16 protein-coding genes are annotated in these 13,550 nt (G+C 66.9%); 5 read left to right on the top strand and 11 right to left on the bottom strand.

What is annotated here, in order from left to right:
• Positions 1-167: 167 nt before the first annotated feature.
• The 5 genes from ACREB7_RS09185 to hisG all read right to left on the bottom strand — a co-directional run bounded on the left by ACREB7_RS09185 (position 168) and on the right by hisG (position 5,872).
• Complete coding sequence (locus tag ACREB7_RS09185; RefSeq protein WP_431591969.1) at positions 168-2,294, bottom strand: sodium-translocating pyrophosphatase; 2,127 nt, start codon at positions 2,292-2,294, stop codon at positions 168-170.
• 183 nt (positions 2,295-2,477) lie between these two features.
• Positions 2,478-3,407: a thiamine-phosphate kinase gene (gene thiL / locus ACREB7_RS09180; RefSeq protein ID WP_431591968.1), complete on the bottom strand. Its 930-nt coding sequence runs from the start codon at positions 3,405-3,407 to the stop codon at positions 2,478-2,480.
• A gap of 73 nt (positions 3,408-3,480) precedes the next feature.
• Positions 3,481-3,933: a transcription antitermination factor NusB gene (gene nusB, locus ACREB7_RS09175; RefSeq protein ID WP_431591967.1), complete on the bottom strand. Its 453-nt coding sequence runs from the start codon at positions 3,931-3,933 to the stop codon at positions 3,481-3,483.
• A 3-nt stretch (positions 3,934-3,936) separates the two neighbouring features.
• Positions 3,937-5,229 carry a histidinol dehydrogenase gene (gene hisD, locus ACREB7_RS09170; protein ID WP_431591966.1) on the bottom strand — a complete coding sequence of 431 codons (1,293 nt, stop codon included), beginning with the start codon at positions 5,227-5,229 and terminating at the stop codon, positions 3,937-3,939.
• On the bottom strand, positions 5,216-5,872 hold the full coding sequence (gene hisG / locus ACREB7_RS09165) for an ATP phosphoribosyltransferase (RefSeq protein ID WP_431591965.1): 657 nt from the start codon (positions 5,870-5,872) through the stop codon (positions 5,216-5,218). The genes hisD and hisG overlap by 14 nt, the downstream gene beginning before the upstream one ends.
• 39 nt (positions 5,873-5,911) lie before the next feature.
• On the opposite strand from hisG, the gene ACREB7_RS09160 reads away from it, so the two are divergent.
• Positions 5,912-6,994 carry a DUF2332 domain-containing protein gene (locus ACREB7_RS09160; protein WP_431591964.1) on the top strand — a complete coding sequence of 361 codons (1,083 nt, stop codon included), beginning with the start codon at positions 5,912-5,914 and terminating at the stop codon, positions 6,992-6,994.
• A gap of 373 nt (positions 6,995-7,367) precedes the next feature.
• On the opposite strand, the gene ACREB7_RS09155 is transcribed toward ACREB7_RS09160, so the two are convergent.
• Together ACREB7_RS09155 and ACREB7_RS09150 are read right to left on the bottom strand one after the other, a co-directional pair.
• Positions 7,368-7,829, bottom strand: a complete 462-nt coding sequence (locus ACREB7_RS09155) for a DUF1465 family protein (protein ID WP_431591963.1) — start codon at positions 7,827-7,829, stop codon at positions 7,368-7,370.
• Between the two features lie 120 nt (positions 7,830-7,949).
• Positions 7,950-8,147, bottom strand: coding sequence for a YdcH family protein (locus ACREB7_RS09150; protein ID WP_431591962.1), 198 nt, complete (start codon positions 8,145-8,147; stop codon positions 7,950-7,952).
• A gap of 139 nt (positions 8,148-8,286) precedes the next feature.
• On the opposite strand from ACREB7_RS09150, the gene ACREB7_RS09145 reads away from it, so the two are divergent.
• Complete coding sequence (locus tag ACREB7_RS09145) at positions 8,287-8,445, top strand: YdcH family protein (protein ID WP_431591961.1); 159 nt, start codon at positions 8,287-8,289, stop codon at positions 8,443-8,445.
• 75 nt (positions 8,446-8,520) lie between these two features.
• Here ACREB7_RS09145 and ACREB7_RS09140 read toward each other — a convergent pair whose 3' ends face one another.
• From ACREB7_RS09140 to ACREB7_RS09125, 4 genes are all read right to left on the bottom strand, one after another.
• Positions 8,521-8,904 carry a PilZ domain-containing protein gene (locus ACREB7_RS09140; RefSeq protein WP_431591960.1) on the bottom strand — a complete coding sequence of 128 codons (384 nt, stop codon included), beginning with the start codon at positions 8,902-8,904 and terminating at the stop codon, positions 8,521-8,523.
• Positions 8,905-9,029: 125 nt separating this feature from the next.
• The gene (gene dksA, locus ACREB7_RS09135) at positions 9,030-9,491 is read right to left on the bottom strand and encodes an RNA polymerase-binding protein DksA (protein ID WP_431591959.1); all 462 of its coding nucleotides are present in this window, start codon (positions 9,489-9,491) and stop codon (positions 9,030-9,032) included.
• A 713-nt stretch (positions 9,492-10,204) separates the two neighbouring features.
• A complete protein-coding gene (locus tag ACREB7_RS09130; RefSeq protein WP_431591958.1) occupies positions 10,205-10,729 on the bottom strand; it encodes a hypothetical protein in 525 nt (174 codons plus the stop codon).
• A gap of 27 nt (positions 10,730-10,756) precedes the next feature.
• Positions 10,757-11,134 (bottom strand): hypothetical protein, encoded by a 378-nt coding sequence (locus ACREB7_RS09125; protein WP_431591957.1) that lies wholly within the window; start codon positions 11,132-11,134, stop codon positions 10,757-10,759.
• 239 nt (positions 11,135-11,373) lie between these two features.
• Between ACREB7_RS09125 and ACREB7_RS09120 the strand changes: the two genes are divergently transcribed.
• From ACREB7_RS09120 to serS, 3 genes are read left to right on the top strand one after another with little or no spacing between them, the layout of a single operon-like run.
• On the top strand, positions 11,374-11,712 hold the full coding sequence (locus tag ACREB7_RS09120; protein WP_431591956.1) for an ArsR/SmtB family transcription factor: 339 nt from the start codon (positions 11,374-11,376) through the stop codon (positions 11,710-11,712).
• Between the two features lie 2 nt (positions 11,713-11,714).
• Entirely contained in the window at positions 11,715-12,182 is a 468-nt protein-coding gene (locus ACREB7_RS09115; protein ID WP_431591955.1) for an SRPBCC domain-containing protein, read from the top strand.
• A 48-nt stretch (positions 12,183-12,230) separates the two neighbouring features.
• Positions 12,231-13,511 (top strand): serine--tRNA ligase, encoded by a 1,281-nt coding sequence (serS, locus tag ACREB7_RS09110; RefSeq protein ID WP_431591954.1) that lies wholly within the window; start codon positions 12,231-12,233, stop codon positions 13,509-13,511.
• Positions 13,512-13,550 lie beyond the last annotated feature (39 nt).

The raw sequence follows: 13,550 nt of genomic DNA, 5'->3' as shown, positions 1-13,550 counted from the left end.
CCCTAGTCGCAGCGGGGTGGGCAGACCGCAACGCTGCTGGCCCACCCCCAACCCCTCCCGCCTGCGGGAGGGGAGAGCCACGTCCGCCCCCACCCCCAAAACCACCAAACAAAAAGCCCCGCCGGATCGCTCCGGCGGGGCTCTTTTTTACCCGCAGGCGATGGTCGTTAGACCGCGCCGTGCGCCAGCGCCGCGAGGAGCAGGATCGCCACGATATTGGTGATCTTGATCATCGGGTTGACCGCCGGCCCCGCGGTGTCCTTGTACGGATCGCCGACGGTGTCGCCGGTCACCGCAGCCTTATGGGCTTCGCTGCCCTTGCCGCCATGGTTGCCGTCCTCGATATATTTCTTGGCATTGTCCCATGCGCCGCCGCCCGAGGTCATCGAGATGGCGACGAACAGCCCGCCGACGATCACGCCGAGCAGGAGCGCACCGAGTGCCTCGAGCGCCTCGGCCGGACCCGCGACCGTACGGATCACGAAATACACCACGATCGGCGCCAGCACCGGCAACAGCGACGGGATGATCATTTCCTTGATCGCCGCCTTGGTCACCAGGTCGACCGTCCGCGCATAGTCGGGCTTCGACTCATAGGTCATAATGCCCGGGTTCGCCTTGAACTGGTCGCGGACGTCCTTGACCACTTCGCCCGCCGCGCGGCCGACCGCCGTCATGCCCATCGCGCCGAACAGATACGGCAGCAAGGCGCCGAGCAGCAGCCCGACGATGACATAGGGCGACGACAGCGAGAAGGTCAGCGGTTCCGAAATGCCAAGCTTCGCCGAATATTCGGTGATGTCGGCGGTATAGGTGCCGAACAGCACCAATGCCGCGAGACCCGCCGAACCGATGGCATAGCCCTTGGTCACCGCCTTGGTGGTGTTGCCCACGGCGTCGAGCAGGTCGGTCTTTTCACGCACGCTGTCGTCGAGGCCCGCCATTTCGGCGATGCCGCCGGCGTTATCGGTCACCGGACCATAAGCGTCGAGCGCGACGACCATGCCGGCCAGCGCCAGCATCGCGGTGGCGCCAAAGGCGATGCCGATGATGCCCGCGATCTGATAGGCGATGATAATGCCCGCGCAGATGACGAGCGTCGGCAGCGCGGTCGATTCCAGGCTGATCGCCAGACCCTGGATGACGTTGGTGCCATGGCCCGTTTCCGACGCCTTGGCGATCGACCGCACCGGGCGGTAATTGGTGCCGGTGTAATATTCGGTGATCCAGATGATCAGCCCGGTGATGATCAGGCCGAGCAGCGAGCAATAGAAGAGGTCGGTGCCGTTGAACGCCTTGCCGTTCACTTCGGCGATGACGCTCTGCATGTCGCCGCCGAGGGCAAAACGGGTCGAGAACCAGATCGCCGGGATCGACAGGATCGCAGTGACCAGGAAGCCCTTGTACATCGCGCCCATCACATTCTTCGACGAACCGAGACGCACGAAATAGGTCCCGATGATCGAGGTGATGATGCACACGCCGCCCATCAGCAGCGGCAGGCTCATCATCGGCAGCAACAGGTCGCCCGTGCCTTTCAGCAACAGCGCGATCAGCACCATGGTGGCGCCGACGGTGACGACATAGGTTTCGAAAAGGTCGGCGGCCATGCCGGCGCAGTCGCCGACATTGTCGCCGACGTTATCGGCGATCACGGCGGGGTTGCGCGGATCATCCTCGGGGATTCCGGCCTCGACCTTGCCGACCAGGTCAGCGCCGACGTCGGCGGCCTTGGTGAAGATACCGCCGCCGAGACGCGCGAAGATCGAGATCAGCGAGGCGCCGAAGGCGAGCGCGACGAGCGCGTCGACGACGGTGCGATCCTCACCGCCGACGGTGTAACCGCCGGGGCCGATCAGATACCAGAAGAAGACCGAGATCGCGAGCAGCGCGAGGCCCGCCACCAGCATGCCGGTGATCGCGCCGGCGCGGAACGCCATGGTCAAGCCGGCCTGCAGCCCGGTCTGCGCGGCGGCCGCGGTGCGGACGTTGGCCTTGACCGAAATGTTCATGCCGACGAAGCCTGCGACGCCCGACAGCACCGCGCCGATCACGAAGCCGGTCGCCGAAATCGGGCCGAGGAAGACCCCGACCAGCACGGCGACGACGACGCCGACGATGGCGATGGTGCGATATTGGCGGCCCAGATAGGCCTTGGCGCCTTCCTGGATGGCGGCGGCGATTTCCTGCATCTTGTCGTTACCGGCCGAGGCGCCGAGCACCTGTCGGGAGGTAACGAAGCCATAGAGCACGGCGATCAAGCCGCACGCTATCGCGATCATAACCGGATTCATGCGTGGATATTCCTTCCCCTAGAACGGGGCGGACCCAGGTTAGCAATCGAGCACGTCCGACTTATTGACTGCCGGTTCGCCCTCTCCCCTGATGCGACCGCCCCAAATTTGGACGCCGCGTTATGGGAAGAAAGAAAGGTCGGCGCAACCCCGCTTATCGGGCAATTTTCGGTCGGTTTTGGCTCAGTGCATGAAACCGAGACGCGGCGGAAGCGCAATGCGCTGGGCGCGGTGGGTCAGCTGGATTCCTTCGCCGACGCCGGCATGGCCGATCGGCGTCACCGCGATATTCAGCCCCGCCGATATCTCGCGGATCGCCGCCGCCGCGCCCGGATCGGCGGCGAACAGCAGCTGATAATCATCCCCCGCCGCCGTCGCCGCGAGTCTTGTGTCGAGCACGTCGGGCCGCACCGCGAGCAGCGCCGCCGACAGCGGGATCGATTCGAGCATGATGCCGATCTCGCACCCGCTCGCCGCCGCCATGCGCTGCGCGTCGATCAGCAGTCCGTCCGATACATCCATCATCGCATGGACATGCGGCACCAGCGCCTGGCCAAAGGTCAGTTGCGGTTGCGGGCGGCGATAGGCCGACAGGCATGTCTCATTCGCCTCGACCTGCCCCAACCGCATCGCCAGGCCCAGCCCCGCATTGCCGATCGTCCCCGTGACCCAGATCTGGTCGCCGGGCTTCGCGCCGCTCCGCGCAGGCGCGCCGCCCTCGGGCGCGCGGCCGATCGCGGTCAGCCCGAAACTGCGCGGCGCCCCTGCGGGCACGCGCACCGTATCACCGCCGAGCAGGATGATATTGAACCGGCGCAGCGCGGTATCGAGCCCTTCGACAAAGGCCGCATTCCACGCCTCGTCGCCGAGGCTGTAGCCGACGAGCACCCCGATCGGCACCGCGCCCTTGGCGGCGAGGTCGGACAGATTCACCGCGACGAGTTTCCACGCGACGTCCTGCGGCGTGTCGTCGGGCAGGAAGTGGATGCCCTCGACGATCATGTCGTGCGTCAGCACCAGATCGCCGAGCACCGCCGCATCGTCGGCCAGCGCACGCGCCGCGGGATCGGTGGCGATGGCACGCAGGCGGGCGATGAAATCGGCTTCGGACATGCGCATCCCTCTCGCCCGAAACAATGTGCCCTAATTCCGTTCGTGTCGAGCGAAGTCGAAACACGAACGGGTTCTAGGTGGCTTGGCGCACATCCTTGCCGATCGCATCGAGCAGCCCATTGGCGAACCCCGCCTCGCGCGTATCGAAAAACGCCTTGGCGACATCGACATATTCGCTGACCACCGCGCCGACCGGCACGTCGCCGCGCGCCATCAGTTCATAGGCGCCGGCGCGCAGGATCGCTTTCATCGTGCGGTCGAGCCGTTCCATCGACCAACCGCTCGCCAGCCGCGCGACGATCGCCGCGTCGATTTCATCGGCGCGGGCGAGCGCGCCCTTCACGATATCGTCGAAGAAGGCGGTGTCGGCCTCGGCATATTCGGCGTCTTCGATCGTCGCGCCGATGCGGTGCTGATGGAATTCGTGGATCAGCCGGGTGACCGGCGTGCCTTCCATCTCATGCTGGTACAGCGCCTGCACGGCGGCGAGCCGGGCGGCGGAGCGGGATTGGGCGCGTTTGTTCATGGTCTATGTCAATCTGTTCTGGACGCTGAGCGCATGCGCCGGCAGCCCTTCGGCGCCCGCGAGCGCAACGGCAGCGGGGCCAATAGCAGCCAACGCCGATTCGTCCAGTGCGAGGAAGCTGGTGCGCTTCATGAAATCGCTGACCGACAGCCCGCTCGAAAAGCGCGCGCGGCGTCCGGTCGGCAGGACATGGTTCGGCCCCGCGACATAATCGCCGATCGCTTCGGGGGTATGGCGGCCGAGGAAGACCGACCCCGCATGGCGCACGGTCGCAAACAGCGCATCGGCGACATCGGCATCGACCGCGAGCTCGAGATGCTCGGGCGCCAGCCGGTCGCACAGCGGGATCGCATCGACCAGCGTCGGCACGATAATCACCGCGCCGTTCGCGTCCCAGCTTTCGCCCATCGTCGCGGCGGTCGTCAGCGTCGGGATGACCTCCGCGACCGCCGCCGCCACCGCATCGCCGAACAGGGCATCGTCGGTGAACAGGATCGACTGGCTCGTCGGGTCATGCTCGGCCTGGCTCAGGAGATCGGCGGCGATGACATGCGGCGCATTGCGATTGTCGGCGACGACGACGATCTCGCTCGGGCCGGCGACCATGTCGATGCCGACCACCCCATAGACCTGCCTTTTCGCCTCGGCGACCCAGGCATTACCCGGCCCCGTTACGACGTCGACCGGCGCAATCTTCGCGGTGCCATAGGCCAGCGCCGCGACGGCCTGCGCGCCGCCGACGCGCCAGATTTCATCGACCCCGCCGATATGCGCCGCCGCCATCACCACCGGATTGACCTCGCCGTCCGGCGTCGGGGTCATCATCACGATGCGTTCAACACCGGCGACCTTCGCGGGGATGATGTTCATCAGCACCGACGAGGGATAGGCCGCGCGTCCTCCCGGAACATAGACCCCCGCCGCGTCGACCGCATTCCAGCGCGCGCCGAGACGCGCCCCGGCCGCGTCACGATAATCGCGATCTTCGGGCAATTGCGCGGCGTGATAGGCACGGATGCGTTCGGCCGCGAGATCGAGCGCACCGCGCAATTCGGGCGCCAGCGCCGCATAGGCCGCTGCGCATTCTTCCTTCGAAATGCTCCACCCGCTGGCGTCGAGATCGAAGCGGTCGAACTTCGCGGTATAATCGGCGAGCGCCGCGTCGCCCTCGGCCTTCACCCGCGCGATGATCGCCGCGACATCGGCCGACACATCGGCGTCGCTCTCGCGCCGGTCGTCGACCAGCGCGGCAAAATCGTCGGCAAAGCCGGGCGCGGAGGCATCAAGCCGCCGCATCGCCAACCGCCTGACGGAAGCGCTCGACCAGCGCCGGCACCTCGGCCGAACGCAGCTTGAACGCCGCGCGGTTGACGATCAGCCGCGCCGACACCTCGCTGATGATCGTCTGTTCGGCGAGCGCGTTTTCGACCAGCGTCCGCCCGGTCGACACCAGGTCGACGATATGCGACGCGAGCCCCAGCTTCGGCGCAATCTCCATCGCACCGTTGAGCTTGATGCATTCGGCCTGGATGCCCTGCGCCTCGAACCAGCGGCGCGTCGTGCCCGGATATTTGGTCGCGACGCGAATATGGCTCGACCCCAGCCCCGGCGGCGCGCTGCCGGCGGGACCCGCGAGCGACAGGCGGCAATGGCCGATGCCAAGGTCCACCGGCGCGTAAAGCTCCGAATAGTCGAACTCGTCGATCACGTCTGACCCGACGATGCCGAGCTGCGCCGCACCATGCGCGACAAAGGTCGCGACGTCGAAGGCGCGCACCCGGATCAGCGAGATATGCGGCTGGTTGGTCGCAAACACCAAAGCGCGGCTCTTCGGATCGAAGAAATCGGCCGCGGGTTCGATGCCGACTGCGGCAAGCAGCGGCAGCGCCTCGTCGAGGATGCGTCCCTTGGGGATGGCAAAGATGATCGGTTCGGGCATAAGCGCGCCAGCCCATAAGCGGCGACGGGAGAAAGGGCAATGAGCGAGCGTATGCAGCCGATGGACCTCAGCGATACCGGCGCCGAAGCGGTGCGCGGGGCTTTCGCCAACCAGGTCCTTTATTGCCGCGCCAACGACGCGCCGGTGACCGCCCGCGTCGTCGCGGCGCTGGCGACCCTGCTCGACGCCCCGGCGACGGCGTTTGCGAAGCGGATCGCCGGCTGGCCGGGCCCACCGCTCGCCGATGCCCTGCCCTTGCGCGCCGCCGGCGGGCTCCACGCGCTGCACCTCGCGGGCGCCGCGCACGAACTTGCCCCCATCTATGCCGATGCCGACGGGATCAACGACGCCGCGGTCGTCGCCGGGGTCGTCCGGCGGCACGAGGCGGCGCTGCTGCCCTGGCTCGACGGCCCGCCGCAGACCAACGAGGCCGGACGCTCGTCGAGCTTCATCGCCGCGATGCTCTGGCTCGCCGACCAAGGCCTGCCGCCGCATTTCCAGTGCCTCGAAATCGGGTCGAGCGCGGGGATCAACCTGATGCTCGCGCGCTATCATTATGACCTCGCCGGGGTCCAGGTCGGGCCGCAGCCCGGCGTCATGGCCTTCACCCCCGAATGGCGCGGCGTCCATCCGCCGCAGCACAAGATCGAAATCGCCAGCACGAAAGGCTGCGACGTCGCGCCGGTCGACCTCACCGACCCCGCGCAGGCGCTGCGGCTCAAGGCCTATATCTGGCCCGAACATCGCGTGCGCTTCGACCGCATGGCCGCGGCGAGCGGCGCCGCGAGCGAACAAAAGCCCGATATCGTCCACCAGACCGCCGCCGATTTTGTCGAGGCCGAACTCGCGAAACCGCAGGCGGCGGGCACGACGCGGGTGCTGATGCATTCGATCGTCTGGCAATATGTTCCCGCCGACCAGCAGGCGCGCGTCACCGCCGCGATGGCGGCGGCGGGCGCGCGCGCGACGCCCGAGTACCCGCTCGCCTGGATCGCCCTCGAAGCGAACCGGACGGTGCATCATCACGAACTGGTGGTGCGCTTTTGGCCCGGCGGCGGCGAACCCAAAATGCTCGGCCGCGCCCACGCCCATGGCGCGTGGATCGAGTGGATGGCTGGCTGACGGCTATCGGCCGGTTGCGGACATTGGCTCAAGGGCGGAACGTGAGAGGCGCCGAACCGCCGAGGCCGCGCGCCCCTGAGCCGAGGCGCTGAGCGGCAAATGGCAGTGAGATTTATTTCGCACAAAGACACAAAGGCACGAAGATGTCGTGCTTGCCGCGAAGCGGCTTCATTCCTTTCACGCTGCGGCGGAACGCGGCGGTGATGAAATATCGGCCTTGCGGCCGTGAACCAGCCTCTTCGTGCCTTTGTGTCTTTGTGCGAAACAAAAATCCCGACCCATCGGCTTTGGACGAAGCTCTCTGAGCGAGCCACTTCTCTGTCTATGAGGAGTCCGCTTTCCACCCCAAAACCGCCATCCTATCAGCCGCCGTTCAAAGCCGCGCCTCCAGCCGCGCCAGCATCGCCTGCACCGGCGTCGCCGCAACCGGCGCATCCCATCCGGCCTCGATCGCCGCGATGCGTTCGAACAGCCGCTCGCTCGCGGCGATGATCCGGCGCACGGGCGAATCGAACTGGATGCACAGCGCCCAGTCGGCGGCGACAGGTTCGCCGATCCGCGCCGCGCTGTCGCCCGGTCCGGCGCCGGAGTCGCCCGCGATCATCGCGCGGCGGTGGAGCAGCCAGGCGATGATGTGCATCAGCCGCGTCGTCGTCTTGAGCGATTCGCAGGCAAGGCCGATCTGGAGCAGGCTGTCGCGAGCGCCCCCGATGCCGACCACGCCCAGGTCGCGGGCGGCGGCAAAGGCGGTATGCGCCTCGTCGGCGAGCACCATCGCCTCGACATAGAGATTTTCGACCTGGGCGCGCTGCACCGGCAGGTCGAACCTGGCCAAATCTGAAAGCCCCGTCGTCATGCCATAGCAGATGCCATGACGACCCGCGTCGTAGCAACGATGCTAACCATCATTTCGGTATCCCGCGCCGTCCCGTTTTGAGTCGGCGCGGTTTCGCGCTCAGGCGATGATGTCGGGGATCAGTTGATCCTCGCACCAGGCGATCTCGTCGCGCAGACGCAGCTTTTTCTTTTTGAGTCGAGCCAGTTGCAACTGGTCGGGCACCACCGTCACGCCGAGCGCCACGATCGCGGCATCGAGATCGCGATGCTCGATACGCAGGAGTTCGAGGCGCTGGCTGATGTCTTCGGGGTTCACGCCCCGCCTCCTGCCAGAATCACAATTGGTCCGCAACGGGGACCGGCTGGGCGAATCGCCGCGTTAACCGCTCCACAATCGCTGCGATCCATGTTTTACTCCCCCTGCCAACCGAGTCGAAAAAGAAGGAGACTGGCCGATGAACATGTCGCACCTTTCCGCCCTGAAGTCCCGCCACGCGGACCTCGATGCGAAAATTGCGAATGAAGAACGGCGACCGGCCCCCGATGTGGCCCTGCTGGCGCAGATGAAAAAGCAGAAACTGAAAATCAAGGAAGAGCTGTTCGCGAACGGCTGACGATCAAGACGGGGCCCGAGGGTCCTGCAAGTCAGGCCGCTGATCGCCCGCTGCTCCTTCCCAAAGCGGAACGGGTCAGCGCGGACGGATCGGCGGCCGCCCCTTGTTCAGGCGCAGCCCGGCCAGCGTCGGCGGAACTTCTTCCTTTTGCGGTGCGACGTCGCGGCGGACCGCCTGTGGGTTGATCGCGCGGTCGAACGCGATCCCGAATTTCTTCTCGCCCGTCCATACGATGCGCCCGGGTACCGCGCCGACGTTGCGCAGTTCGACCTCGACCGTCGCGCCCTGCACGACCGACACCGGACTTTCGGCGAGCATCCCGCCCGCCGACAGGTTGCGCACCCGAACCGTCACCGGCGCCGGGCGGCCGTCGATCGTCACATCGGCCTGCATGAACAGGCTGTCGCGATCGGCGCCGCGCGACAGCGCCGCCACCTCTTCGTCCACCGATGTTGGCACGCGCGATTCCATTGCGACCCGTTCTCCGCGTTAAATATCAGGATCGCGAATCTAGGGTGCAGCCATTGCCGAAACGTAAATGCCGCGAAGCCGTCCCGCTCTGGAGCAAGTTTTGCGGTGTGGGATCAGTCTTCGCGCGAAATGCGTTCGTTGCGTTCGTGGCGCTCCTGCGCCTCGAGCGTCATCGTCGCGATCGGGCGCGCCTGCAGCCGGGCGAGCGAAATCGGTTCGCCGGTGACCGCGCAATAGCCATATTCGCCCTCGTCGAGCCGGCGGATCGCGGCGTCGATCTTGGCGATCAGCTTGCGCTGGCGATCGCGGGTTCTCAGTTCGATCGCCCAGTCGGTTTCGCTCGACGCGCGGTCGGCCAGGTCGGGCTCGCGCAGCGGGCCATCCTGCAGATGTGCCAGCGTCGATTCGGATTCGGACAGGATCGATTTTTTCCACGCCGTCAAAAGGCCGCGGAAATAATCCTGCTGCCGCTCGTTCATAAACGCTTCGTCGTCGCTGGGGATGTAATCCGAATCGAGGTTGGATTTGGCTTCGCGGAGCGCGTCGGCACCAATGTCGGCGGTCTGTGTCGGCATGACGGGCTCTAACGTCCTTTCGTCTCGCGAACCGCCGGGCGTGGCGGACCGGGGGAGTGGGCGCGCCTATAACCAGCCGTTGGATGCGATACAAGCGCCGAAGCGGCGGATAGAGTTCGCCGCGTGAAGCGGGGCTGAACCACAGGCCTCGGCGGGGTGATTCTCCTCCGCTCGCGAGGTGGGTGTGAAGACGCCTTTTGGGCACCCGGATTAACCAACGGCAGGGAATCGCTCCCATTTCCGTTCCGTTTTGGGACAGTGGTCCCGACGGGTGTTGATTCCCTCCTCCTTTTCCCGCTGTCGGACAGGCAAACGCGGTTAACACAATTGCGGCGTTCACAAAGCTTTGGCCTTTTAGCCATAGCAAGAGGTGCAAGCGGGTGCCGGGGTGTGGCGCCTTCCCACCAGCAACGGGAAAAGAGAGAGAAACCTATGTCTGTCCGAATGGCCCTCGCCAAGCTTTGCGCCTGCACCTGCGGCGGTGCGATCATCGGGACCGGCGCGATGCAGATCAGCGACGTGCCGGCGGCCGCGCATGTGCAGAAAGCGAAGCCCTGCTCGCCCTGCACCCGGAAGCCCGTCGTGCGCAAACGCCATGCGGCCAAGCGGCCGGTCAAGCGCATCCGCCGCGTCGTCACGACGAAGCGCATCATTCGCACCGCGACGCCGCAGACCCAAGTCGTCACCCAGACGATCCCCCTGCCCCCGATCCCCTATGCCCCCTTCCCGCAGCGCGGTGGTTGGGAAGGCGGCGGTGGCGGCGGCGGCGTCACCGTGGTCGGCGGCGGCTTTGGCGGCGGGTTCGGCGGCGGCTTCTTCGGCGGCTTCTTTGGCGGCAGCAGCGGCGGCGGCAGCAGCGGCAGCATCGTCGTCACCTCGACGACCACCGGCGGCCTCAGCACCACGTCGAGCAGCACCTCAGGCGGCGTGTCGACCTCGACCGGCGGCGTCAGCACCTCGACCTCGACCGGCGGTGTGTCGACCTCGACCGGCAGCGTCTCGACCTCGAGCGGCGTATCGACCTCGACGGGCAGCGTCAGCACCTCGACCGGCGGCGTGTCGACCTCGACCGGCGGCGTCTCGACCTCGTCGGGCAATGTCAGCACCTCTTCGGGTAACGTCAGCACCTCGTCGGGCAATGTCTCGACCTCCTCGTCGAGCAGCAGTTCGTCGTCGAGTTCCTCCTCTTCCTCCTCGTCGTCGAGCTCCTCGTCGTCGGGCGGCGGCAGTTCGTCCAAGGGCGGCAGCTCGCACGGCGGCTCCTCCTACGGCGGCGGCAGCTCGTCGAAGGGCGGTTCGTCGCATGGCAGCTCGGGTTGGGGCGGTTCGTCGCACGGCAGCTCGGGCGGCTCGAACGGCAGCTCGGGCAGTTCGGGTGGCAGCAGCAGCTCGTCCTCGGGCGGCAGCAGCAGTTCCTCGTCGTCCAGCTCTTCGTCGTCCTCATCGTCGAGCAGCAGCTCTTCGGGCGGATCGTCGGGCGCGACCTCGTCGGGCGCGACCTCGTCGGGCGCGACCGGTGGCAGCAGCAGCTTCGGTTCGACCGGCAGCACCAGTTCCTCTTCGTCGAGCAGCAGCAGCTCGTCGAGCTCGTCCTCGTCGTCGAGCTCGGGCGGCAGCACCAGCAGCGGTGGTTCGTCGGGCACCCCGACCCCCGTTCCGGCGCCGCCGATGCTCCTGCTCTTCGGCGCCGCCGCCGCCGCGCTCGTCGCGCGCCGCCGCGCCGCGAACGGCAACGGCCAGGAACAGGACGCCGCATGAATCCACTGGAGGTCGGGGGCCTCTCCCGACCACCAATTCAGGGCCACCCCCAAAGGGTGGCCCTTTTTCTATGCGCCGCCAAAATAGCTTGCCATCCGGGAAACTATCCCCCATAGTTCGCCATATGGTGAACCAACAAACGCCCCTCGACACCGTCTTCCACGCGCTCGCCGATCCGACCCGGCGCGCGGTGATCGGCCGCCTGCTGCACGGCGCAGCGCCGGTGAAGGCGCTGGCTGGCCCCTTCACGATGGGCCTGCCCGCCTTTCTGAAGCATCTCGCGGTGCTCGAGGGGGCGGGGCTGATCCGCTCCGAAAAGCGCGGCCGCGTGCGCACCTGTCACATCGACGCCGACCGTCTTGCCGGCGCCGAAAGCTGGCTCGCCGACCAACGCGCGATCTGGCAGGGCCGCGCCGACCGCCTCGCCGACCTCGTCGAATCGCAGCCCCCCGGGAAGGAATGATCATGCCCAGTCCGTCCGAGCTTTCGATCGCCCGCTTCATCGCCGCCCCGCCGGCGGCGGTGTGGGACGCGTGGAGCGACCCCGCCAAGCTCGCGCGCTGGTGGATCCCGTCGCCGATCGCGTGCGACGTGGTCAAGCTCGACCTCCGCCCCGGCGGCGGGTTCGAAACGCGGATGCGCGAGGGCGACGGCGCCTGGCAGCCGCATGTCGAAGCCTGTGTGCTCGAAGCGGTGCCGAACGAACGCCTCGTCTGGACCACCGTGCTTCGCGAAGGCTGGCAGCCCGTCGAACCCTGGCTCGCGCTCACCGCGATCCTGACCTTCGAGGCGCAGGACGGCGGCACGCTCTACACCTCGCGCGTCCTGCACCGCAGCCCCGAAGACAGCACGAAGCATGAAGCGATGGGCTTTCGGGAGGGGTGGGGCACCGTGCTGGGCCAGCTCGCGGCGCTGCTCGAGACGCCCGCGTAGGACAAGCTCGGGCTTGCGCCACGCGAAGGGCAACGCCATAGCGCGCCCATGCACGACATCCGCCTGATCCGGGACAACCCGCAAGCCTTCGACGCCGGCCTCGCGCGCCGCGGCATCGAGCCCCTGTCCGCCGAAATCCTGGCGATGGATGCGTCGCTGCGCGCGCTCCAGACCGGCATGCAGGCCGCGCTCGCGCGCCGCAACGAAGCATCGAAGCTGATCGGCCAGGCGATGGCGCAGGGCGACAAGGACAAAGCCGAGGCGCTGAAGGCCGAGGTCGCGGGCCTCAAGACCGCGCTGCCCGCGCAGGAAGAAGCCGAACGCGAGCAGCTCGCCGCGCTGCAGGACAGGCTCGCGGCGCTCCCCAACCTCCCCGCCGCCGACGTCCCCGAGGGTGAGGACGAGGACGGCAATGTCGAAATCTCCCGCTGGGGCACGCCGCGCAGCTTCGATTTCAAGCCGCAGGAACATGCCGACTTCGCCCCCGCGCTCGGCCTCGATTTCGAGACTGCGGCGAAGATGTCCGGCGCCCGCTTCGCCTTCCTGCGCGGCCAGATGGCGCGCCTCGAACGCGCGCTCGGCCAATATATGATCGACCGCCAGACGATCGAGCAGGGCTATACCGAATGCGCCACCCCGCTGATGGTCCGCGACGAGGCGGCATTCGGCACGACGCAGCTTCCCAAGTTCCGCGAGGATCTGTTCCAGACCACCGACGGCCGCTGGCTGATCTCGACCTCGGAAATGAGCCTGACCAATGCGGTGCGCGAAGAGATTCTGCCCGAGGCCGACCTCCCCGTCCGCATGACCGCCCTCACCCCCTGCTTCCGCTCGGAGGCGGGTTCGGCGGGGCGCGACACGCGCGGCTATATCCGCCAGCACCAGTTCTGGAAGGTCGAGCTCGTCTCGATCGTCCGCCCCGAGGATTCGGACGCCGAACTCGAACGCAAGACCCGCGCCGCCGAGCTGATCCTCGAAGGGCTCGGCCTGCCCTATCGCAAGATGCTGCTCTGCGCGGGCGACATGGGTTTCGCCGCACGCAAGACCTATGACCTCGAAGTCTGGCTGCCCGGGCAGCACAGCTATCGCGAGATTTCGAGCTGCTCGAACTGCGGCGATTTCCAGGCCCGGCGCATGAACACCCGCTTCCGCCGCGACGGCGTGAAGGGTAACGAGTTCGTCCATACGCTCAACGGCTCGGGCCTCGCGGTCGGCCGCACGCTGGTCGCGATCCTCGAAAATTACCAGCAGGCCGACGGCAGCGTCACAATTCCCGATGCGCTGCTGCCCTATATGAGCGGGATTACGAAGCTGGAACCGGCCACCTGAAAACCCGTCACCCTCTAACGAGACACGTGGCTCGTTAGA

This window comes from Sphingopyxis sp. (genome assembly GCF_050725615.1).
GTDB lineage: Bacteria > Pseudomonadota > Alphaproteobacteria > Sphingomonadales > Sphingomonadaceae > Sphingopyxis.
The sequence above is the reverse complement of the archived record's forward strand: the minus strand, read 5'-3'. Positions and strand labels throughout refer to the sequence as shown.

Bases quoted from the DNA above. Each gene is read 5' to 3' on its own strand.
- dksA (WP_431591959.1), bottom strand. From the start codon at position 9,491: ATGCCGACACAGACCGCCGACATTGGTGCCGACGCGCTCCGCGAAGCC.
- hisG (WP_431591965.1), bottom strand. From the start codon at position 5,872: ATGCCCGAACCGATCATCTTTGCCATCCCCAAGGGACGCATCCTCGAC.
- ACREB7_RS09160 (WP_431591964.1), top strand. From the start codon at position 5,912: ATGAGCGAGCGTATGCAGCCGATGGACCTCAGCGATACCGGCGCCGAA.
- thiL (WP_431591968.1), bottom strand. From the start codon at position 3,407: ATGTCCGAAGCCGATTTCATCGCCCGCCTGCGTGCCATCGCCACCGAT.
- ACREB7_RS09115 (WP_431591955.1), top strand. From the start codon at position 11,715: ATGCCCAGTCCGTCCGAGCTTTCGATCGCCCGCTTCATCGCCGCCCCG.
- ACREB7_RS09185 (WP_431591969.1), bottom strand. From the start codon at position 2,294: ATGAATCCGGTTATGATCGCGATAGCGTGCGGCTTGATCGCCGTGCTC.
- ACREB7_RS09120 (WP_431591956.1), top strand. From the start codon at position 11,374: ATGGTGAACCAACAAACGCCCCTCGACACCGTCTTCCACGCGCTCGCC.
- nusB (WP_431591967.1), bottom strand. From the start codon at position 3,933: ATGAACAAACGCGCCCAATCCCGCTCCGCCGCCCGGCTCGCCGCCGTG.
- serS (WP_431591954.1), top strand. From the start codon at position 12,231: ATGCACGACATCCGCCTGATCCGGGACAACCCGCAAGCCTTCGACGCC.
- ACREB7_RS09145 (WP_431591961.1), top strand. From the start codon at position 8,287: ATGAACATGTCGCACCTTTCCGCCCTGAAGTCCCGCCACGCGGACCTC.
- hisD (WP_431591966.1), bottom strand. From the start codon at position 5,229: ATGCGGCGGCTTGATGCCTCCGCGCCCGGCTTTGCCGACGATTTTGCC.